This window comes from Streptomyces sp. NPDC020996 (genome assembly GCF_040641355.1).
In the GTDB taxonomy this organism is placed as follows: Bacteria; Actinomycetota; Actinomycetes; order Streptomycetales; family Streptomycetaceae; genus Streptomyces.
This window is the reverse complement of sequence record NZ_JBFADM010000052.1, coordinates 1-20,791: the sequence shown is the minus strand read 5'-3', so window position 1 is coordinate 20,791 and position 20,791 is coordinate 1. Positions and strand designations below refer to the sequence as shown.

At 72.3% G+C, this 20,791-nt stretch carries 21 protein-coding genes; 12 read left to right on the top strand and 9 right to left on the bottom strand.

Translation table 11 applies throughout. The features are described 5' to 3' along the window. Positions 1–25 precede the first annotated feature (25 nt). The 3 genes from AB0G63_RS28945 to AB0G63_RS28935 all read left to right on the top strand — a co-directional run bounded on the left by AB0G63_RS28945 (position 26) and on the right by AB0G63_RS28935 (position 2,367). Positions 26–808: an alpha/beta hydrolase gene (locus AB0G63_RS28945; protein ID WP_360756014.1), complete on the top strand. Its 783-nt coding sequence runs from the start codon at positions 26–28 to the stop codon at positions 806–808. Positions 809–925: 117 nt separating this feature from the next. Beyond that, positions 926–1,225: a hypothetical protein gene (locus AB0G63_RS28940; RefSeq protein WP_360756012.1), complete on the top strand. Its 300-nt coding sequence runs from the start codon at positions 926–928 to the stop codon at positions 1,223–1,225. Positions 1,226–1,338: 113 nt separating this feature from the next. Continuing rightward, positions 1,339–2,367 carry a helix-turn-helix domain-containing protein gene (locus AB0G63_RS28935; protein WP_360756009.1) on the top strand — a complete coding sequence of 343 codons (1,029 nt, stop codon included), beginning with the start codon at positions 1,339–1,341 and terminating at the stop codon, positions 2,365–2,367. A gap of 83 nt (positions 2,368–2,450) precedes the next feature. Here AB0G63_RS28935 and AB0G63_RS28930 read toward each other — a convergent pair whose 3' ends face one another. Further along, complete coding sequence (locus AB0G63_RS28930) at positions 2,451–3,188, bottom strand: YoaK family protein (protein ID WP_360756006.1); 738 nt, start codon at positions 3,186–3,188, stop codon at positions 2,451–2,453. Next, positions 3,169–3,375, bottom strand: a complete 207-nt coding sequence (locus tag AB0G63_RS28925; RefSeq protein ID WP_360756004.1) for a hypothetical protein — start codon at positions 3,373–3,375, stop codon at positions 3,169–3,171. The genes AB0G63_RS28930 and AB0G63_RS28925 overlap by 20 nt, the downstream gene beginning before the upstream one ends. Before the next feature lie 393 nt (positions 3,376–3,768). Here AB0G63_RS28925 and AB0G63_RS28920 point away from each other — a divergent pair, with 393 nt between their 5' ends. Continuing rightward, positions 3,769–4,746 carry an alpha/beta hydrolase gene (locus AB0G63_RS28920; RefSeq protein ID WP_360756002.1) on the top strand — a complete coding sequence of 326 codons (978 nt, stop codon included), beginning with the start codon at positions 3,769–3,771 and terminating at the stop codon, positions 4,744–4,746. A gap of 149 nt (positions 4,747–4,895) precedes the next feature. Here the strand turns inward: AB0G63_RS28920 and AB0G63_RS28915 are convergent, their stop codons facing one another. Both AB0G63_RS28915 and AB0G63_RS28910 read right to left on the bottom strand, forming a co-directional pair. Then, positions 4,896–6,023, bottom strand: coding sequence for a low temperature requirement protein A (locus AB0G63_RS28915; protein ID WP_360756000.1), 1,128 nt, complete (start codon positions 6,021–6,023; stop codon positions 4,896–4,898). Positions 6,024–6,073: 50 nt separating this feature from the next. Continuing rightward, positions 6,074–7,441, bottom strand: coding sequence for an NAD(P)/FAD-dependent oxidoreductase (locus AB0G63_RS28910; RefSeq protein WP_360755997.1), 1,368 nt, complete (start codon positions 7,439–7,441; stop codon positions 6,074–6,076). A gap of 300 nt (positions 7,442–7,741) precedes the next feature. Between AB0G63_RS28910 and AB0G63_RS28905 the strand changes: the two genes are divergently transcribed. The 3 genes from AB0G63_RS28905 (at position 7,742) to AB0G63_RS28895 (ending at position 10,224) form a co-directional block, all read left to right on the top strand. Beyond that, positions 7,742–8,320: a DNA starvation/stationary phase protection protein gene (locus AB0G63_RS28905; protein ID WP_360755995.1), complete on the top strand. Its 579-nt coding sequence runs from the start codon at positions 7,742–7,744 to the stop codon at positions 8,318–8,320. Between the two features lie 48 nt (positions 8,321–8,368). Then, positions 8,369–9,304 (top strand): LysR family transcriptional regulator, encoded by a 936-nt coding sequence (locus AB0G63_RS28900; RefSeq protein ID WP_360755992.1) that lies wholly within the window; start codon positions 8,369–8,371, stop codon positions 9,302–9,304. A 203-nt stretch (positions 9,305–9,507) separates the two neighbouring features. Next, a complete protein-coding gene (locus AB0G63_RS28895) occupies positions 9,508–10,224 on the top strand; it encodes a hypothetical protein (RefSeq protein WP_360755989.1) in 717 nt (238 codons plus the stop codon). A gap of 142 nt (positions 10,225–10,366) precedes the next feature. Here the strand turns inward: AB0G63_RS28895 and AB0G63_RS28890 are convergent, their stop codons facing one another. The 5 genes from AB0G63_RS28890 to AB0G63_RS28870 form a co-directional block, all read right to left on the bottom strand. Then, positions 10,367–10,957 carry an ATP/GTP-binding protein gene (locus tag AB0G63_RS28890; protein WP_360755986.1) on the bottom strand — a complete coding sequence of 197 codons (591 nt, stop codon included), beginning with the start codon at positions 10,955–10,957 and terminating at the stop codon, positions 10,367–10,369. Then, a complete protein-coding gene (locus AB0G63_RS28885) occupies positions 10,938–11,336 on the bottom strand; it encodes a DUF742 domain-containing protein (protein ID WP_360755984.1) in 399 nt (132 codons plus the stop codon). Before AB0G63_RS28885 ends, AB0G63_RS28890 begins: the two co-directional genes overlap by 20 nt. Continuing rightward, on the bottom strand, positions 11,333–11,779 hold the full coding sequence (locus AB0G63_RS28880) for a roadblock/LC7 domain-containing protein (protein WP_360755981.1): 447 nt from the start codon (positions 11,777–11,779) through the stop codon (positions 11,333–11,335). The genes AB0G63_RS28885 and AB0G63_RS28880 overlap by 4 nt, the downstream gene beginning before the upstream one ends. Further along, a complete protein-coding gene (locus AB0G63_RS28875; protein ID WP_360755980.1) occupies positions 11,776–14,220 on the bottom strand; it encodes a nitrate- and nitrite sensing domain-containing protein in 2,445 nt (814 codons plus the stop codon). The genes AB0G63_RS28880 and AB0G63_RS28875 overlap by 4 nt, the downstream gene beginning before the upstream one ends. A gap of 662 nt (positions 14,221–14,882) precedes the next feature. Beyond that, positions 14,883–15,650 (bottom strand): FadR/GntR family transcriptional regulator, encoded by a 768-nt coding sequence (locus AB0G63_RS28870; RefSeq protein ID WP_360755977.1) that lies wholly within the window; start codon positions 15,648–15,650, stop codon positions 14,883–14,885. A gap of 129 nt (positions 15,651–15,779) precedes the next feature. On the opposite strand from AB0G63_RS28870, the gene AB0G63_RS28865 reads away from it, so the two are divergent. The 5 genes from AB0G63_RS28865 to AB0G63_RS28845 all read left to right on the top strand — a co-directional run bounded on the left by AB0G63_RS28865 (position 15,780) and on the right by AB0G63_RS28845 (position 20,583). Then, positions 15,780–16,895, top strand: coding sequence for an enolase C-terminal domain-like protein (locus AB0G63_RS28865; protein WP_360755975.1), 1,116 nt, complete (start codon positions 15,780–15,782; stop codon positions 16,893–16,895). Positions 16,896–16,981: 86 nt separating this feature from the next. Continuing rightward, the gene (locus AB0G63_RS28860) at positions 16,982–18,349 is read left to right on the top strand and encodes an extracellular solute-binding protein (RefSeq protein WP_360755972.1); all 1,368 of its coding nucleotides are present in this window, start codon (positions 16,982–16,984) and stop codon (positions 18,347–18,349) included. A gap of 8 nt (positions 18,350–18,357) precedes the next feature. Continuing rightward, positions 18,358–19,266 (top strand): sugar ABC transporter permease, encoded by a 909-nt coding sequence (locus AB0G63_RS28855; RefSeq protein WP_360755970.1) that lies wholly within the window; start codon positions 18,358–18,360, stop codon positions 19,264–19,266. 151 nt (positions 19,267–19,417) lie between these two features. Beyond that, positions 19,418–20,245, top strand: coding sequence for a carbohydrate ABC transporter permease (locus AB0G63_RS28850; protein ID WP_360756105.1), 828 nt, complete (start codon positions 19,418–19,420; stop codon positions 20,243–20,245). Positions 20,246–20,250: 5 nt separating this feature from the next. Beyond that, positions 20,251–20,583, top strand: a complete 333-nt coding sequence (locus tag AB0G63_RS28845) for an L-rhamnose mutarotase (protein ID WP_360755967.1) — start codon at positions 20,251–20,253, stop codon at positions 20,581–20,583. The last annotated feature ends 208 nt before the right edge of the window (positions 20,584–20,791 follow it).

Below are 20,791 nucleotides of genomic sequence, written 5' to 3'. Positions count from 1 at the left end.
CCACACTCGGTCGGAGGTCACCGGCATGCACCAGCTCACCCCCGCGGCACCGCCGACTGTCGTGCTGGTGCACGGGGCGTTCACCGACGCCTCGTGCTGGGCGGGGGTCGTCCGGCTCCTGCACTCCGCCGGAATCACCGTGCGGGCCCTGGCGAACCCGCTGCGCGGGCTGGAGCAGGACGCCGCGTACATCAGGAGCGCGGTGCGCGAGATCGCCGCGCCCGTCGTACTGGTCGGTCACGACTACGGTGGCGCCGTCATCACCCACGCCGCCACCGACGCCGACAACGTCGTGGCGTTGTGCTACGTCGCGGCGTTCGGCCTCGACGCGGGTGAGTGCGTCCTGGACATCACGAACCGCTTCGCCCCCGTGCCGTCGGCCGAGGCGACCCGGATCGCCGCCCTCCCCGTCCGGATCCCCGGCAGTGGGGAGAGCGAGCTCTACATCCGCAGGGAGCGGTTCTCCCAGGTGTACGCCGCCGACCTGCCGTCCGGCGTCGAGGAGGTGCTGTCCGTGGTCCAGCGCCCGATCGCCTGCGGCGCGCTGACCGGCAGATCGGGCCCGCCGGCCTGGGCCTCCAAGCCGTCCTGGTACGCCATCGCGACCGCCGACCGGATGCTCAACCCCACCGCGCAGCGCTTCATGGCGCAGCGCATGGCGGCCACCGAACACCTGCTGGACGGCTCGCACGCCGTGGTGCTGTCGCAGCCCGATGCCGTGGTGGCGATGATCCGGGAGGCGGTCGAGGAGGTCGACGGCCTCGACCCGATAGCATTCGCCCGAACGGACGACACCGGCGTGGGCTGATGACGCCTGCCGGACCCGGGACGCCCTCCCGACAACCGACTCCGGCCGCGGACGCCGCTGGTCACTCGCCGCTCGTCACCTGCCGCTCGTCACTCGTCACTCGGTAAAGGCAGGCCCATGATCTCACCCGCCAGAACGCCGGCGCGGCGGATCGCCGCCCTGACCGGAGCCATCGCCCTGTTGCTGGCCGCCACCGGCTGCGGCGGTGGAACGGCCGCCGGATCCGCGACCGGCGAGGTCACCTCCATCACCGCGCTCGACTACTACACCGACGCACGCGAACACGCCCAATGGGGCGAGCTGCTCACCCGCTGCGGCAGGACCGCCGGTGTGAGGGTCGAGCAGACCGGCGTTCCGGGGGCGTCGCTCGTCCCCCAGGTCCTGCGGCAGGCGTCGTCACGCACCCACGGCAAGTAGGAGGCGTCCCGTCTCCGGCCCGCACCCCTGATCTCACGGATTCACGCGATGTGCCGCCCCGGGGCCCGCTGGCACGGTGTTCCCCAGGACGCGGCGGTTGGAGGACGGAGATCATGACGGCGGATGTCCAGGAGAGAAGCGCCCCCGGCAGCTTCCACACCACCGATTCGCTGCCCGTCGGCCGCAGACGGGCGTACTGGCGCGAGGCTCTGTCCCGGACCTTCGGCGCCGTGGACATGACCGTCCCCGACGAGGTGTACTCCGGCACGATCCGTACCGCGCCGATCGGCCGGCTCCTGGCCGTCACCGTGGACGGCGGCGACTGCCTGTCCGCGCTGCGCACGCACCGGCTCGTCAGGCAGGGCGGCGGCGACGAGTACGTGGTCGTCAAACTGCTGGAAAGAGGAGTCGCCCGGCTGGAGCAGGACGGCCGTGAAGTGCTCCTCGGGCCGGGAGACGTCTTCGTCTACGACATGGCCCGCCCCGTCCTGCTGAATCTGCCCCAGTCCTTCCGGACGAAGTCCCTCGTCCTGCCGAGAGACGTCCTGGGCCTGAGCGAGTCCGAGATGGCTCGTGTCACGGCCTCCCCGCTCGGCCCCGGCACGCCCCTCGGAGCTCTGCTCTCGCCCTTCCTGGCCGGCCTCGTCGACGGCGCCGGAACCTACCCGCCGCGCACCAGCGAACTGATGGCCCGTCACGTCGTCGACCTGCTCGGCGTGCTGGCCGACGAGGTCCTCGGCCGGCCGGACGCGGACACACCCGGCGGGAACCGGGCGCTGCTGCTGCGGATCCAGGAGTTCATCGACCGTCATCTCGCGGACCCCGATCTCACCCCGCAGGCCATCGCCCGGGCCCACCACATCTCGCTGCGCTACCTGCACAAGCTGTTCGAGGGCGAGGACGTCACCGTCGGCCGGTGGATCCAGCGGCGCCGCCTGGAGGAGTGCCGCCGCGAACTGGCACGGCAGGCGGGCGGCTCCACGATCGCCGCGGTGGCGCACCGATGGGGTTTCACCAGCGCCGCGCACTTCAGCCGGGTGTTCCGGGCCGCCTACGGGATGGCTCCCCGCGAATGGCGCGACGCCCAGGCCGCGACGCCGTGCCCCGCCCCGCCCCCGCCCACGGGGCTCGTCGACGCGTGAACCGCTCCGCTCCGCCCCGGCATCCGGCTCGCGTCCGGCGATGTCCCGGGGCGGGAGCCCTGGCTAAGGACGGTGGCCCCGGCTCAGGACGGTGGCCGTGTCCAGGCCGGGTCGGCGGACGAGAGGCGGTGGGTGGTCACCGAGGTGACCCCCAGGAGCAGCAGGGCCAGGCTCAGGGTGAGCACGAGGTGGCCGTACAGCACCAGTTCGGCTCCGACGAAGGCGCCGAGGAGCATCGCCAGCACGGACAGGATCCGGCGGCCGGGCCGTGGCGCCGCGCCGCCGGCCGGAGTGGAGTCCGCGGCCAGCCCCGTCAGGGTCAGGGTCAGCACGGTCGTGGTGAGGTCCGGCACGCCGAGGCGCCGGGCGGCCGCGTTCTGCAGGCCCATGCCGAGCCCGAGGAACACGATCAGCGTGTACTGCACCCCCGTGGTGACGCGGCCGTCGGTGACCGCGGCGGCGACCACGGTGACGGCGACCAGCACCGTCTGCACGGCGGTCGCCGTCTTCAGCAGGTTTCCGCGGTGGGTGGCGAAACGGGTGCCGAGCCTGCCTCCGGCGAGCGCGCCGACGAGGAACGCCGCCAGCGCGACGACGGAGGCGAGCGCGGACAGGTTCGCGGCTCCCACCAGGGCGAACCCCAGGAACACCACGTTGCCGGTCATGTTGGCGACGAAGACGTGCCCGAGCGCCAGATAGCTCACCGCGTCGACCAGGCCGGTGACCACCGTCAGCGTCAGCATCAGGGGAGGCAGCGGGCCGTGGCGGTCCTGTCCGGGCGGTGCGAGCGTGCGTACCGCGTCATTCAGCAGCCTGCGCATACGGCTTCCCTTTCGTTGCGGCGGACGGGCGGTGCAGCACCAGGCGGGTGAGCAGTCCGCTCACCGGGCCGGCCACGACCGCGGCGAGGACGGCCCACAGCGGCCAGGGCGTGACGCCCAGTGCCTGGTCGAGCGACCACCGGCCGGGCCCGGTGAGGGCCGGCGCCGCGGAGACGACGAGGACCATCGGATGTTCGCGCCGGCAGCGGCGGGCGGGAAACAGTGTGACGCATGCGCGTCACCGCGCTCGATGCCGAGCGCTCGAAGGTGAACCGATCCGCATTTCCGGGTGGGCTCTCCGCGCAGTGCACAGGCCCGCACCCGGCGCCCCTCGACTGCTGCGCCGCCAGGCTATTGCGCGCCGGAGCGCGCGTGTTTCCCGGCAGTGCACTGGATGCGTTCCGACAGTGCACTGCCGCTCGGTGCACTGCGGGGTCAGATCCGGTGCGCCCATGGACAATCGCGGGCGCCGGCGCCGCCTAGCGTGGTGACCGGCGACTCCGCGGGATTCCGTGCCTGCCCCGGAGCCGCGTCGTCCCGCCGGGAATTCCGGCGCACCCCATGAACCCGGGAGAACCACATGTCCGACTCCGAAGCCGTCGTACCGGTCCGGCCGGTCCTGGAGCCGGCCGCGGCCGCGTTCGCCGAGGCGACGGCCAACCCGCCCTACCTCTTCGACCTGCCCCCGGCGGAGGGGCGCAAGGCGGTCGACGAGGTGCAGTCCGGCGAGATCGAGAAGCCGCGGATCGACGAGGAGTGGATCACGGTCCCGGGCGGTCCGACGGGCAGCGTCCGGGCCCGCATCGTCAAGCCCGCGGGCGTCGAGGGGACGCTGCCGGTGATCCTGTACATCCACGGCGCGGGCTGGGTGTTCGGCAACGCCCACACGCACGACCGCCTGGTGCGCGAACTCGCCGTCGGAGCGGGCGCCGCCGTGGTGTTCCCCGAGTACGACCTGTCCCCCGAGGCCCGCTACCCGGTCGCCATCGAGCAGAACTACACGGTCGCGAAGTGGGTCGTCGAGGAGGGCGCCGCCAAGGGGCTGGACGCCTCCCGGCTGGCCGTGGCGGGCGACTCCGTCGGCGGCAACATGACGGCCGCGCTCACCCTGATGGCCAAGGAGCGCGGCGACGTCCCGCTGGTGCAGCAGGTGCTGTTCTACCCGGTGACCGACGCGAACTTCGACACCGGCTCGTACCACCAGTTCGCCACCGGCTACTTCCTGCGCCGCGACGGCATGCAGTGGTTCTGGGACCAGTACACGACCGACGAGGCCGAGCGCGCCCAGATCACCGCGTCCCCGCTGCGCGCCACCACCGAGCAGCTCACCGGCCTGCCCCCGGCCCTGGTCATCACCGGCGAGGCCGACGTGCTCCGCGACGAGGGCGAGGCCTACGCCAACAAGCTGCGCGAGGCCGGCGTCCCGGTCACCGCGGTCCGCTTCCAGGGGATCATCCACGACTTCGTGATGCTCAACGCGCTGCGCGAGACCCACGCCGCCGAGGCCGCCATCACGCTGGCGACCGGCGTCCTGCGCGGCGCGCTGCACGCGGGCTGACACACCGGGCCGCACGGGCGGACCTCCCCTACGGCGTCCGTCCGCGCGGCCCCCGTCGTCGGGGCCCGGGGCCGGACACCGGGCCCCGGGCCCGTCACCGGGCGCGGCCCCGTCACCGGGCGCGGCGCGGACACCGCCGCGGCCCGGTCTCACCGGCGCGGGACCGTGACGATCGCGACCAGGCCGGCCAGGAGCGCACCGGCGAGCAGCGCCGGTGCCGGGGACCAGGCGGCCGCCAGGACGCCCACTGCGGCGACGGGAAACACGATCCGCTCCCCCAGGCTCCTTTGATGCGGCCGCAGGTGCACGCCCCAGACCGTGATCAGGAAGACGGCCGCCGGAACGGTGACCGCGGCGCCGGCCGCGATCGGCGAGGCCCCGCCGTGACGCGTGACGTGGTCGGCGTACGCGGCCAGCCCGGCGCCCTCGGCGGCCGCCGAGGCGAAGATCAGGTAGTGGCCGTAGGCCCAGGGGAATCTCCGGTGTCGGACCTGGTACGTCGTGGCGAGCAGCGTGTGCGCGGGACGGGCGAAGTACAGCCACCACATGGCGAAGGCCATGAGCAGGCCGCCGGCCGCAAGCGCGTACAGCGAACCGGTGCCGTGGTGCCGGTCGAAGGCGCCGCGGACGGCGACGGTGGCGGCCGAGACGGACTCACCGAGGACGATGAGGGTGAACAGCTCGTAGCGCTCGGCGATGTGGCGCGGATGCCACGGCGTCATCCCGGCGGTCTGCGCCCACACGGGAACGGACAGTTCGGCGAGGACCATCACCACGATGCCCGGCAGCCGCACCGGCACCGGGACGAAGAGCAACGCCACCCAGCCGAGCTGACACGCCGTCACCCCGGCCGCGAAGCGCAGCGCGGTCCTGCGCCGGGCGGGGTCGGACAGCGCGGCGCGCAGCCAGAGCGTGGCCAGCGCCGTGCGCAGCACGACGTACCCGAGCGTGATGACGTACAGATCCCCGTCCTCGAACGCACGGCGCACCCCGGCGGCGAGCACCAGCGAGCCGGTGATCTGCACCAGGACCGTCAGCCGGTACGCGACGTCGCCGGGGTCGTAGGCGGAGGCGAACCAGGTGAAGTTCATCCACGCCCACCAGATGGCGAAGAAGACCAGCGCGAAGCGCAGCACACCGCCGGCGTGGTGCCCCTCCGTCAGCGCTTCGTGCAGACTCGCGGACGCCTGCGCCACCGCGACGACGAAGCACAGGTCGAAGAAGAGTTCCAGCGAGGTGGCGGCTCGGTGCGGCTCGCCCGGATTGCGGCCCACCATGGCGCGCCACCGCCCGGCACTCGGGGCCGCCTGCGGGGCCGGGACGCCGCTCAGCGGAGGGCTCCCAGGGCCGTCTCGACGGTCCGGTGGAAGGTGGGATACGTGTAGATCATGTGCTGAAGCCGGTCGACGGGCACCTCGGCGTGGACGGCCACGTTCAGCCCGTACAGCACCTCCCCGCCCACCGGCCCCGCCGAGGTCGCACCGACCAGCACACCCCGGTCGGCGTCCTCGACGAGCTTGATGAACCCCTCGTTGCCCGGCCCGTGGATCCAGCCGCGCGCGGAGGAGGCGACGGTCACCACACCGGTGCGCACGCGCAGCCCGCGCTCCCGGGCCTGTCGCTCCGTCAGGCCCACGGCCCCGATCTCCGGATCGGTGAACGTGACGCGGGGCAGCGCACGGTAGTCGGCGTCGGGTCCGGGCTGCCCCAGGATGTCCCGGACGGCGATCTGCGCCTGGTACATCGACACGTGGGTGAAGGCGCCCCGGCCGGTGATGTCGCCGACCGCCCACAGCCCCTCCGCGGCCCGCATCCGCCCGTCCGTGGGAACGGCTCCCGCGGCCGGGTCGAGCCCCACCGTGTCGACCGCCAGCGGGCTCAGGTCGGCCCGCCGTCCGGTGGCGACCAGAAGCCGTTCGGCACGCAGCGGCCGGTCGTCGCCCTCGAGGCGCACGGTGAACCCGGAGCCGTCATGGGCGACCTGCCGGGCCCGCGCGCCGGTGAGAACGGTGACGCCGTCCGCGCGCAGCGCGTCCGCGGCCAGCTCCCCCGCCTCGGGCTCCTCCTGCGACAGCAGCCGGTCCTGCCCCTCGACCACCGTGACCGCGCACTTGAAGCGGGCGAAGACCTGCGCGAGTTCGACACCGATGGCGCCCCCGCCGAGAACCAGCATCGACGCGGGCAGTTCCTCGGCCGCCATGGCGTCCCGGTTGGTCCAGTACGGCGTTCCCTCCAGCCCCGGCACCGGTGGGATCCGGGGCCGGGTACCGGTGGCCAGCACGACACCGCGCCGGGCCTCGAAGGTGCGGTCGCCGACCGTCACACGGCGCGGCCCGGCGAGGCGGCCGGCGCCCCGGACGAGCCGACCGCCCTTCGCCGTGAAGCGGTCCGCGGCGACCTTGTCGTTCCAGTCGTCGGTGGCCTCGTCGCGGATCCGTCCGGCGACCCGGGTCCAGTCCGGAGTCACGGCCGCCGCACCGGCGAGGGCGGGAACCCGGCCCGCCTCGGCGAGCAGGTTCCCGGCCCGGATCATCATCTTGCTGGGCACGCACGCCCAGTACGGGCACTCGCCGCCGACGAGGTCCGCCTCGACCCCCACCACGTCCAGTCCCGCTTCGGCCAGCGTGCCGGCGACGTGCTCGCCGCCCGGCCCCAGCCCGACGACCACCACGTCCGCCTGCTCGTTCGCGCTCATGCCTCTCCTCGTTCCGCCGGCTCTCCACGCACGGACTTCCCGGCCGACGCTAGAACGGCCGGGACGACGGTCCAAGTCCGCCGGCGCACGGATGCTTGCCCGAGAGCGAACGCCGGGCAAGCCGGGATCGCCGGGCACGCCGGGACCGCCGGGACCGCCGGGAACATGGACCGGTCACGGCCGGGCGCGACGGGCACCGTGCGCTGGCGGGCACCACCGCATGCACTGCCGGTCAACACACCCCCCGACCGGGCGCCTACCGTCACCCGGGTAACAGCACGGCACCGCAGGAGGCGGACCATGACCACCAACTCTCCATCCGCGCACGGCAGTCAGCCCTGGCTGCACCAGAAGGGCGAGGTGATCCAGGAGTTCGGGACCGTCAAGCAGTTCCCGGTCGCCCTGTCCTACGAGGCGCGGATGTACTCCTGTCAGCGCATGAACAAGGTCCTCGCGGACACGCAGATCCTCTACGGCCTCTACAAGAAGCACCACTGGCTGATGCGCGGCGCGACCTTCTACCAGCTGCACCTGGTCCTGGACAAGCACGCGGGCGAACAGCTGGAGATCATCGACACCCTCGCCGAACGCGTCCAGTCGCTGGGCGGTGTGGCGGTGGGAGATCCCCGGCACGTCGCTGAGATCACGTCGATCCCGCGTCCCCCGGACGGGGTGGAGGAGGTGCCGGCCATGCTGTCCCGGCTCCTCGAGGCCCACGAGACCATCCTCGTCGACGCCCACGACGCCGCCGCCCGGACCGCCGAGTACGGTGACGACGGCACCATCGACCTGCTGGTCTCCCAGGTGATCCGGACCGGCGAACGGCAGGCGTGGTTCCTGGCCGAGCATCTGGTCGACACACCGCTGGTCCGCGCCTGAGGAACGGCCGCGGACCGGGTCCGCCCGTGCGCGGGCTTTCCTCGTACGATGCAGCGAAGATCGACGCCGGTCGCCCTAGCGCCGGACGGAACGCTGCTGGACCGGGAGCGGATGATGGATCTGCGGCAGATGGAGGTCGTCGTCGCGGTGGCGGACACCGGAGGGTTCACGGCGGCATCACGCCGGCTGCACGTGGTCCAGTCCGCCGTGTCCAGCACGGTCCGCGCCCTCGAACGCGAACTGGGCACCCCCTTGTTCGACCGCACCACGCACCGTGTCGCCCTCACCCCGGCGGGTGAGGCGTTCGTCCCCGCCGCCCGTGCGACGCTCCGGGCCGCCGAACTGGCCCGGGAGGCCGTGGACGCCGTACGGGGGCAGCTGTGCGGGCGGGTGACGGTCGGCACGATGCAGGGGGTGTGGGCGGGGCTCCACCACGCCCTGGCCGCGCTGCGTGCGGAGCATCCCGGCGTGGTCGTGCGGCTGCGGCAGGCGGCCGTCGCCGACATCCGGCAGGCGCTGCGTGAGGGCACCGTGGATCTGGCGGTGGTGGCGCTGGACCGCCAGCAGCAGCGGGGGCTCGCGACCCGGCTGCTGTCCCGCGAGGACATGGTGCTGCTGGCGGCGCCCCGGCGGGTGCTCGCCGGGGCGGCACCGAACGGCGAGGTCCGGCTCGCCGACGTCGCGCGGTTGCCGCTGGTGGACTTCACCCCCGGCTGGGCCATCCGCTACGCGGTCGACCGGGCCTTCCGGGCCGCGGGCGTCGACCGCGGCACCACGTTCGAGGTGAACGACATCGGCGCGGCGGCCGAGCTGGTCCGCAACGACCTGGGCGTCTGCATCATGCCCAAGTCGATCGCGGACCGCTTCCCCGATCTGCCCCAGTACCGGTTCGACCGGCACGCACCGAACTGGAGCATCATGGTGGTACGCCCTCCAGGCGAAGCCCCACCGGCGGTCGCCGCGCTGCTGCGCCACATCACCTGACGTGACCCGGGCCTTCCGTTCCGGCTACGTCATGCCGCCCGCCGAATACCCTGCCCGCGCCCGCCAGGTCGCCGAACTCCCTTCCGCGCGGGCGACGTTGCGGTCGCCGCCCGGATGAGATCCGCGGAGAAGTACGGCATGATCGGCGGCTGAACCACCCGCCCTTGACGACACCAGCCCCGAAGACGGGAAACACGACGACCGTGGCCGACTCACGACACCGCATCCGCCTCACGGCCTGGCCCGCGCTGGCACTGCTCGCCGCGACGACGGCCGCCGGCTGCCAGTCGCCACCAGCCACAGGTGAGAAACCGACGGCACCGGCCACGGCCGGCACAGCCTCCGAGGTGAGCCGCGAAGGCTGCCCGGCCACACGCCCCTCCGGCCGGCACGTCGGCCTGACCGCCCCGCCCGAGGGTGTCTCCTGGGAGATGTTCAACGGTGTCGCCGTACCTGTCTCTTCCGTCCTGGGCCCGATGAGGACCACCGGAGACATCGCGCGCTGCTACGCGCACAGCCCTGCCGGTGCGCTCCTCGCCGCGTTGCAGATAGGCGTCCGCATCCCGTTGGCGACCCGGTGGAAGGCCGTGGTCGAAGAGCAGGCTTACGGCGACGGCCTCGACGGCTACGTCCGCGCACGCACCGAGCGCGATGCGGAGAGAGACAGGCTGTCCTCGTCCGAGCCGGGAGAGCTGCTGCAGCCGGCCGGGTTCCGCTTCGAGAGCTACTCGGATCGACGGGCCGTCGTCTCCCTGGCCTACCGGCAACCCGGCGGCACCCTCATCCAGGCCGCCACCGAAACGGTGCAGTGGCACGGCGGATCCGACGGAGACTGGCGGTACGAGCTTTCCAGGTCCCCAGGCCTCTACCGGAGACTCGGAAACCTCAAGGGCTACACCCTCTGGGAAGCGCGACGATGACTCGCCTTCGCCCGGCGGTATCCCTGCCGCAGGCCGGCCGCGTCGGCAGCGAGGTTCACGCGCGGGGGTGTCAGCCGTCGGGCAGGACGAGCCTGCCCGTGCTGCCCGACGGCTGACGCCCCGGTGAGCCCGCTGGGGCAGTTCAGACGGTCGGCTGAGGTGCCGAGTGCCGGGCCATGAGGTGTTCGATCAGGGCGAGCAGGACCTCCCGGCCGTCGGCCGGTTCGCGGGCGTCACACATCACGAGAGGGACCTGCGGGTCCAGGTCCAGGGCGGTGCGGACCTCCTGGGGCGTGCGGTCGCGGACGTTGTGGAAGCAGTTGACCGCGACGACGAACGGGATGCCGCGGCTCTCGAAGAAGTCGATGGAGGCGAAACTGACCTCCAGGCGGCGGGTGTCGGCCAGTACCACCGCTCCCAGGGCGCCGTGCACCAGGTCGTTCCACATGAACCAGAAGCGTTCCTGGCCGGGGGTGCCGAAGAGGTAGAGCACCAGTTCGTCGCTGATGGTGATGCGTCCGAAGTCCAGCGCGACGGTGGTGGTGGTCTTGGCGCCGACGCCGGCCAGGTCGTCCACTCCGACGCTGGCGCGGGTCAGGTACTCCTCCGTGTGGAGGGGGGCGACCTCGCTGACCGCGCCGACCATGGTGGTCTTGCCGACGCCGAAGCCGCCGGCGACCAGGATCTTCACGGCCTGGGCCGTCTGTGCCGGATCAGAGCCCGCGGAGCCCATTTCTCACCGCCTCAAGGATGGTCATGTCGGGGAGGTTGCCGTTCTGCGCGAAGGCCAGGGGCGGCCGGGCCCGTACTCGCCCGGCGTCGATCAGGTCACCGATGAGGATCTTGGTCACCGAGACCGGCAGGTCCAGTTCGGCGGCGATCTCGGCCACCGCGACCGGCCCGCGCGCGCACAGCCGCAGGACGGTGCGGTGTTCCGGCTGCAGTGCCTGCCGGTCGGCCGCGGTGTCCGCGCCGGTGACGGGCTGTGCCGTGATCAGGGTGATCAGGGTCAGGTCGTCACGGCCGGCGGTGGTACGGCCGCCGGTAATGGTGTAAGGGCGGACCAGCGGTTGGTCGGCGTCGTCGTCGAGCTCCTCCGTCCAATGCCTCATGCGCCGGCCCCGGGACCGGCGGGCGGGGTCGGGGCGGGCTGCGGACTGCGGGCGTCGGTGCCCAGCTTCTGGCCCACCTGCTGGACCAGCGTGTGCATGGCGACCGCCATCACTTCGGCGTCGACCTCCTGGGAGGCGACGACGGCCAGGTGGGTGCCCCGGCCGGCCGCGGTGACGAACAGCCACAGGTCGGCCATCTCGACTATGACCTGGTGGACCGGACCGCCCCGGAAGAGCTGTCCGACGCCACGGGCCAGGCTCTGCTGACCGGTGGCGATCGCGGCCAGGCGCTCGGCCTCGGAGCGCTCGATGGTTTTCGAACGGCTGATCACCAGACCGTCGTCGGACAGCACGACGGCATGCCGGGTGCCGGCGACCTGGTCGACCAGTCCGTCGAGGAGCCAGTCCAGGTCTGCGTCGGTGGCGATGGTTCGCTGAGTCATCCTCGGTCTTCCGTCGTGGAGGGATCGGACTGGTCGGCGCCGGGCGCGGACGGCCGGGCGCCTGCGGCGCGGTTCTTGCGGGACTGCCGCTGGAAGGCGCCGATGGTGGCGCCGGAACGGGCCGGGGCAGTGGGCGGGGCCTGGGAGGCCGGGGGGTCCTGCGGGGTCGGCACACGCAGCTCGGCCACCAGGCTGGCCTGACGCGTCCGGCGGGGCAGCGGGGCGGGCCCGGCCTGCGCGTCCGGCGGGACCGGCGTGCCCGCGGGGGCCGGCGCGGGCGCCGTGACGTCGGCCATCGCCTGTCCCCGCGACCGCACCGGCAGGCCGTACGGGCCGTCCGCGCGCTGCGAGCCGTCCGCGGGACGGGGGTCGACGGGCCGGCGCGGCGGCGGGAGGGCGGCACCGGTGTCGTCCGGCGACGGGCTGTCGGAGGCGTCCGCCACCGACCGGGGCCGCTCGGCCACGAGGTCCTGCGGGACGAGGACGATGACGCGGGTGCCGCCGAACGCCGACGGCCGCAGTTCCACCTGCAGGCCCAGGCCCGCCGACAGGCGGGCCACCACGTACAGGCCCAGGCGCACGTCGTCGGCGCGGGTCATCACGTCCAGCTGCGGGGGCGCCTGCATGAGGGCGTTGACGGCCTCGTACTGCTCGGCGTCCATGCCCAGCCCGCGGTCCTCGATCTCCACCGCGATGCCCCGGCTGACCGGCGCCGCCTTGATCTCGACCGGAGTCGGCGGCTTGGAGAACGCGGTCGCGTTCTCCATCAGCTCGGCCAGGATGTGGATCAGCGGTCCCACCGCCCGCTCGGAGACCCACGGCCGGCCCTCGACGTCGATCGCGATGCGCCGGTAGTCCTGCACCTCGCCCTGCGCGGCGCGCAGGACGTCCAGCAGCGGCACCGGTTTGCGCCAGTGGCGCCGCGGCTGGCCGCCGCCGAGGATCACCAGGTTCTCCTCGTAGCGGCGCAGCCGGGCGGTGAGGTGGTCCAGGTCGAACAGACCCTCCAGCAGCTGCGGGTCCTCGTGCCTGCGCTCCAGCTCGTCCAGCTTCTTCAGCTGCAGGCCGATCAGCAGCTGGGTGCGGCGCGCGATGCGCTGCAGCAGGCGTTCGAAGCCGCGGTGCTGCTCGGCCTGGCGCACCGCCGTCTGCACCGCGCTGCGGCTGGCGGTGTTCAGCGCCCGGACCAGTTCGCCGAACTCGTCCGATGCCGGGGTGAGCGCCGGCACCTCGGCGTCGACGTCCACATCCTCGCCCTGTTCGAGCCGGGCGACCACCTGCGGCAGCCGCTGCCCCAGGTCCTGCGCCAGGTCGCGCAACGCCGTGACCCGTCGGCGCAGTATCGCGGTCAGCCGCCAGGCCACCAGCACGACCAGGGCGATCGCGAACAGGCCCAGGGCGGAGGCGGAGAACAGGAACAGCCGCAGCCGTCCCACTTCGGCGGCGCCGGCGGCGCTGGAGACGCCGAAGTGGACGCGGGTGAGCTCGTTCAGCGCGCTGACCGAGGCGTCCGTCGCGGCCCGCCACTGGTCCCGGGCCCGCGGCAGCGTCACACCGTCACCGCCGCCGGCGGCGGCCTGCAGTCGCTCCTCGATCGCGACCCGGCTCTTCCACGCCTTGCTGCCGGTCATCTCCTCGTACATCCGGCTCTCCGCCGGGGTGAGGTTCGGCTCCACTCGCGAGTCCAGCAGGTACTCGTGGGTGCCGATGGCGTCGGTGACCCGGTCGTAGTCCTCGGCCGACAGCCGGCCCGACGCCCAGCCCCGGGCGAGCAGCGCGTCCTCGCGACCGATCATGTCCATGACCCCGTTGAGGTCGAAGAGGACCTGCGACAGGCCGGTCACCTCGCCGTTGGTGCCGTGGGACAGCACGGCGAAGACCTTGATGCTGGCCTCGACGGCCTCCGTGTAGTAGGCGAACGCGTGGTCCTGGCCGACGGTGCCGGCGTCCACCGCGCGGCGTTCCTGCGCGAGCCGGCCGGTCGCCTTCGCCGTCCGGGCGAGCGCGCCGTGGAGCCCTCGCTGACCGTCGCCGGTGTCCAGCGAGGCCAGCGGCCGGAAGGCCTTGACCGCCCGGTCGGTGACCGTGCGCTGCCGGACCAGGGCCGCCCGGGCCGTCCGGGGCGAGGCCAGCGCCTCCGCGGTCAGCCGTCGTTCCTGCTCCAGCGCGCTGAACAGGGCCGCGTTCACCGGGGCGACGGTCGTGCTCAGGTTCTGCTGGGCGTTCTGTTTGCGGTACTGGTCGCCGAGTTGGTACGTGGCCACGCCCCACAGCGCGACCAGCGCCACGCTCGGCACGAGCAGCAGCACCAGCAGCACCGTGCGCAACGGCAGGCGACGTTCACCGGCCGTCGACGGCTGACTGTCGGTCGGGCCCGTCCGTCGGCGGCCGGCCCGCGAACCGCCCGAGCCGCGGCGTCCGATCCTGCTCGATCCACTCACGCGCGAGACACTCTCCTCGTCACTGTTCAGCCGCACTGTGACGGGATCGCGCCAGGCAGTAGCGGTTGGTGGCCTGATATTAGCCATAGAGCGTCCTGATACCGAAAGTCCATTCGGCGACGCACGCGAACGAAGCGTCGGGAAAGTGGATCTATTGCCTCGTGAGGGGATATCGCTCCCCGTGTTCCCGCCACGACCGTCGACCGGCCCGGGCGGACAGCCGGGTCGTCGACGCCGGCTGCGCGGCGGCGGAAAGGCACTCTTTCCGGGCCGCGAGCCGACGTCGACCGACCTGGTCACGCGGCTGCGCAGACCGTTTGCAGGCGCGCCGGAAACCGCCGCGACCGCATGACCGCGGCGCGGGGCGCCGGGCACGGCGCAGGACACTGGACGCCAGCACGGGACACTGGACGCCGGCACGGGGCACCAGGCACGCGACGCGGGACGCGCCAGGCATGAGACACGGCACGGGGCGCCAGGCACGCGACGCGGGACGCCGGGCACGGCCGCGCCGGGCGTGGTCACAACATCCGCCGAAGCGCGCGGGCCCCGCACGCGACGGCGGGGCATTGCCCCCGGGCACGGGCAGTCCGGACAGGCCCCGGAGGGCAGCGACGGACGAGCCGTCCCCTACCAGGGGCGGTGGGCAGGGGCGGGCGGACCTAGCCGGCCGACGAGCGGGAGGCGGGGAAGCGGCGGCGCTGCCATGCCTGCTCGATGTGGGCGGCCATGGCGCGGGCGGCGCCCTCGGCGTCGCGGGCGGCCAGCCGTTCCACGATGCGCCGGTGTTCGGCGTTCGCGGTCGCGCAGGCTCTCTCGTCGGGGGTGCCGTTGTAGAGGCTGGTGGTCCGTGCCTGGGTGTGCACGATCCGGACGATGGACTGCCCCAGCCGGTTGCCTGACGCCTGCATGACAGCCGCATGGAAGGCCACATCGGTCTCGATGAACAGCTGCGGGGTGCGGGTCTCCTCGTCCATGCGGTCCAGCACCTCCTGGATGGCGCGCAGGTCGGCCTCGTCGGCGACAGCGGCCGCCTGGGCGGCCATCTGCGACTCCAGTGCCGAGCGGATCCCGACCAGCTGGTCGAGGACGACGAGCTCGTCGTCGTGCTGGAAGGTCGCCGCGAGCACCACCGGGTCCAGCAGGTTCCACTCCTCCTGGGCGGCCACCGTGGTTCCCGAGCCCTGGCGGGCGTGGACCAGCCCCTTGGCCTCCAGGGCCTTCACGGCCTCCCGGATGGTGGTGCGGCTGACGCCGAAGGTCTCGCACAGCTCCGGCTCGGACGGCAGCACCGAGCCGGGCGGGAAGAACCCGGCGACCACCCGGTCGGTGAGCGCCTCGACAACGGCGTGCGCGAGCCGGGCCGGCCGCCTGGGCCAGGGCGCGAGCTCGGCGGAACCACGGGCCTCGCCGGTGCTGATCTGCGCCATCATCTGGTCCTTTCGTCGTCGGATCGCCGCCGCTCAGTCTAGCGTGCGCACACCCTTGACAGCAGTCGTATGACGACTTACGTTACCCGAACATTTCGCCGGAGAGACGAATGAATGAGGTACCGCACGGTGCGCATTGCCGAAGTCGAGAGCCACCCCGTCCGCGTCCCCGCGGCCGACCCGCCGTTCGTATGGAGGCAGGGACTGCACGGCAGCCCGGCCGAGGGTGAGGCCGCGGTCCTGCGGATCCGCACCGACGAGGGGGTCGAAGGGGTCGCCATGGCGCCGCGCCGCGGCACCGCCGTCATGCTCGCCGATCTCCTGGACCGCGTATTGCGCGAGGAGCTGGTGGGCCAGGACCCGCTGCAGCGCGAGTGGCTGTGGCACCGGATGTGGGAGCTGGACCGTACCGAGGAACTCCCCCTCTATCTGCTCGGCCTGGTCGACACCGCGCTGTGGGACCTGGCGGGACGGCTCGCCGGCCTGCCCACCTGGCAGCTCCTCGGCGGCTACCGCGACTCCATCCCGGCCTACGCCTCCACGGTCACCTACTCCTCGACCGAGGAATACCTCGACATCGCCGACCAGGCCCTGGAACTCGGCTACCCCGCCATCAAGCTGCACGCCTGGGGGGACGCCCGGCGCGACGCCCGGCTCTGCCTCGCCCTGCGCGAGCACGTCGGCGACGACGTCCCGCTGATGTACGACGGCTCGGCCGGCTTCGACCTGCCCGACGCCATCCACGTCGGGCACGCCCTCGCCGAGGCAGGCTTCCTCTGGTACGAGGAGCCGATGCGGGAGTTCAGCGTCACCGCCTACAAGCGCCTCGCCGACGCGGTGGCCGTCCCGCTCCTGGTCGCCGAGACCTCCGACGGGGCGCACATGAACTCCGCCGACTTCATCCAGGCGGGCGCCGCCACCTTCGGGGTGCGCGCCTCCACCCAGCTGCGCGGCGGCTTCACCGGAGCCATGCGCACCGCCCACCTCGCCGACGCCTACCGGCTGCGCGCGGAGGTGCACGGACCGGAGATCCCCAACCGCCACCTGTGCATGGCGATCTCCAACAACACGTACTACGAGTCCCTGGTACTGGGCAATCCGATCACCCGGGAGAGCGGCATCGACGAGAACGGCCTGGTGCACGCACCCAAGGGACCGGGCGTCGCCCTCCCGGCGGGACTCGACTACCCCGCGGCACTCCAGCCGTACGTCGACGACGAAACGGTAGTGCCACCCAAAGCCTGAGCAATCCGGCCGATCAGCATACTCTCCTTCGAATCAGCGCAGCTCGACGTCCCGATACTCCGCATACTTCGCACAAGAGGTCAGCCATGAACAACGGTGTTCCCTTCGCGCTCTCCCGTTCCCCCAGACGTGTCCTCGGGGTGGCCCTGTCCACCGCGGCCCTGCTGAGCGTCGCGGCCTGCGGCAGCGCGGACCCCACGCCGTCCACCGACGCGGCGTCGGGCGCGTTCAAGCCCGTCGCGCAGAAGGCCGGGAGCGAGATCACCGTCTGGGCGGACGCCACCCGCGTCCCGGGGGTGAAGGCCTACCAGAAGGCGCACCCGGACGTGAAGCTCAAGATCGTCACGTACAGCGGTGACGCCAACGGCGCCAACGACCTCCAGACCAAGGTGCAGCTGTTCGACCGCACCGGGAGCGGCTGGCCGGACGTCGCGTTCAGCACCAACTACAACGACGTCACCTGGGCCGCGCAGGGCAGCAAGGCCTACGCCGCCCCGCTCAACCAGGACATCGTCTCCGACTCCACCATCAAGGGATTCGCCGACCACGCCCTGGCGCCCTGCACGGTCGGCGGCAACACCTACTGTCTGCGCAACGACCTCGCCCAGGGCGTCCTCTGGTACAACAAGAAGCTCATGGACTCCTTCGGGTACTCCGTGCCCACCACCTGGGAGGAGTACCAGGCCCTGGGCAAGAAGGTCGCCAAGGAGCACCCCGGTTACCTGGTCGGCACCGCCGGCGACCCGTGGACTCCCGAGGTGTACTTCTGGGCCTCCCAGTGCCCCGCCAGCACCGTCAGCGGCGCCAAGAAGGTCACCGTGAACCTCCAGGACGCCAAGTGCACCCGCATGGCGAAGCTCCTGGACGGCCTGATCGCCAAGGGCTCGGTGTCCAAGGACAGCGTCTTCGGCGCCGGCTTCATCAAGAACAAGGCGAGCAAGGTCCTGATGCTCCCCGGCCCGTCCTGGTACGGTCAGACGCTCTTCAACTCCACCTTCAAGACCCCCGCCGGGCAGATAGCCGCGGCCTCCCCGCTGAAGTTCGAGGGCGACTTCACCGCCTACACCGGCAACGTCGGCGGCGGCGTGTGGTTCGTCTCCTCGCACAGCCGCAACCTCAAGGCCGCCTCCGACCTGGTCACCTGGATGACCACCTCGGACGACTACCAGGCGACCGCCGGCACCTACCCCGCCTACAAGCAGGCCGCCACCGCCTGGCTGGCCAACCAGAAGAAGACCGGCTACTTCGCCACCGACGTCAGCGACGCCTTCCGCGCGGCGGCCGACGCCGTGTGGCCCGGCTGGTCCGCCACCCAGTACAGCCAGGAGGCCGTCTACGCCTCGACCGTGATCCCCGCCCTGAACTCGGGCAAGACCATCACCGGCACGCTGGGCCCCTGGCAGACCGCCATCACCGACAAGGCCAAGTCGCTCGGCTACACCGTCAACAACTGAGGCACCAGATGACCACCGCACCGGCACAGCGCGTCCGGCGGGGCGGGCGTACCGCCACCAACCCCGCCGGACGGGCCGGATACCTCTTCGCCTCCGGCTACGTCGTCCTGCTGCTCGCCTTCGGCGTCCTGCCCACCTGCTACGCCGTCTGGCTGGCCCTGTCCAACTCCCGCGGCCAGCTCGTCGGCCTCGGCAACTTCACCCGCACCTTCGCCGACTTCCGGTTCGGCTCGGCCTTCGTGCACATCGGGGTGTACCTGCTGATCTGGCTGGCCGTCCTGATGGTCCTGGTCGTGCTGCTGGCGCTGCTGCTGCACGGCCGGATGCGACGCTCCTCGGCCACCCTGCGGTTCCTGTTCTACCTGCCGGGCGCGCTGGCCGGCGTGGCGAGCGTCCTGCTCTGGCTGATCCTCCTCGACCCGGCGGCCAGCCCCGTCGGCTGGCTCCTCGAGGCCTTCGGCTGGCACACCCTCGCCCAGGTCATCGCCCCGGGCCACCTGCCGGTGCTGTTCACCGTCATCGCGTTCTGGACCGGCGCCGGCGGCTGGATCGTCATCATGTACGGGGCGCTGAACAACATCCCCCACGAGGTGCTGGAAGCCGCCCGGATCGACGGGGCGAGTCCCCTGCAGATCGCGCTGCGCATCCAGATCCCCATGCTGACCAAGTGGATCGCCTACATGCTGATCCTCGCGTTCGCCGCGGGCACCCAGCTGTTCGTCGAACCGCAACTGGTCTCCACCGCCAGCTGGGGCATGATCCCCGACAGCTGGTCACCCAACCAGCTCTCCTACCAGTACGCCTTCCAGGCCGGCGACTTCAACGGCGCCGCCGCGCTCTCCGTCGACCTGCTCGTCCTCGGCCTGGGCTGCGCCGCACTCGTGGTCTTCCGCGCCGGCCTGTTCGACCGGGACTGAAAGGCCAGAGGTCACCATGTCCGCCACCACCACCCGCCTCGCCCCGAGCGATCCGGCGCCGGCCCCGTCCGGCGCCGGCCGCCGCACCGCGCCGGCCTTCCGCCGGCTGCGGCCCAGGTCCCTGGCAGCCCGGACGGCCTGGATCGTCGTCATGGGCCTGTTCACCCTCTTCTTCCTGCTGCCGGTGGTCTGGCTGCTGCTGGCGCCGACCAAGACCGACGGACAGATCCTGCGCGACAGCCCGTTCGCGTTCGGATCGTTCGGCGGCCTGTCCCGGGCCTGGCACAACCTGTACGCGTTCCAGGACGGGGTCGTCCTCACCTGGCTCAAGAACTCCGCGCTGTACTCCTTCGGCGCGCTGCTGCTGACCCTGGTCACCAGCATCCCCGCCGGCTACGCCCTGGCCCTCACCCGGTTCGTGGGCCGTCACCTGCTGCTGACCGTCACCCTGCTGGTGATGCTGATGCCCTCGGCGGCCCTGGTGCTGCCGTTGTACCTGGAGGTCAACGCGGTCCACCTGGACGGCACGATCTGGTCGGTGATCCTGCCGTTCTCGTTCTTCCCCTTCGGCGTCTACCTCACCTACATCTACTTCTCCTCCAACGTCCCCGCCGACCTGCTGTCCGCCGCCCGCATGGACGGCTGCTCCGAGTGGCAGGTCTTCCGGCTGGTCGCGATGCCGCTCGCGAAACCGGTCGTCGCCCTGGTCGGGTTCTTCAACTTCGTCGGCAACTGGAACAACTTCTTCCTGCCGTTCGTGATGCTGCCCGACAGCTCGCAGTACCCGGCGCAGGTGGGCCTCAACAACCTGCTCACCTCGTCGTCGGTCTTCAACACCTCCAGCGGGCTCGGGGACCAGATCATGCGGCCCGAACTCGCCCTGGCGACACTGATCACCATCGTGCCGGTGCTGGTGGTGTTCCTGTTCTCACAGCGGGCCCTGGTCTCCGGGATGCTCGCCGGCGCGACCAAGGAGTGACCGCCGTGGCCGAGCCCCGCCGCATCGCCTCCGTCATCCGGCTGCGCCCCGAGCAGGAGGAGCGGTACCGCGCCCTGCACCGGGCCGTCCCGCCCGCCGTGCTGGACACACTCCGGCGCGCGCACATCACCCGCTACTCGATCTTCCTGCGCGACCACACGCTGTTCGCCTACTACGAGTACACCGGTGACGACTACCGGGCCGACATGGCCGCCATCGCCGCCGACCCCGCCACCCAGCAGTGGTGGCAGCTCACCGACCCCTGCCAGCTGCCGCTCGACACGGCCGCCGAGGGTGAGCGCTGGGTCGACGCCGAAGAGGTCTTCCACCTCGACTGAGACCGGACCGTACGTCCCTCCCTCCCCCGCCGGTGCCCGCGGTGGCTCCCCGCTCCGCCGCGGACCACCGCGCCGCGGGCACCGGCGGCGGCCCGTCGCGACGGCCGTTGCGCGCTTGGCCTCCTCCTTCACCCCGACGGGCTCGGGGCTCGGCTCGACGGCGACCGCCAGCTCCTCGACCTCCTCGGCCACGTTCTCGATGCCCTCG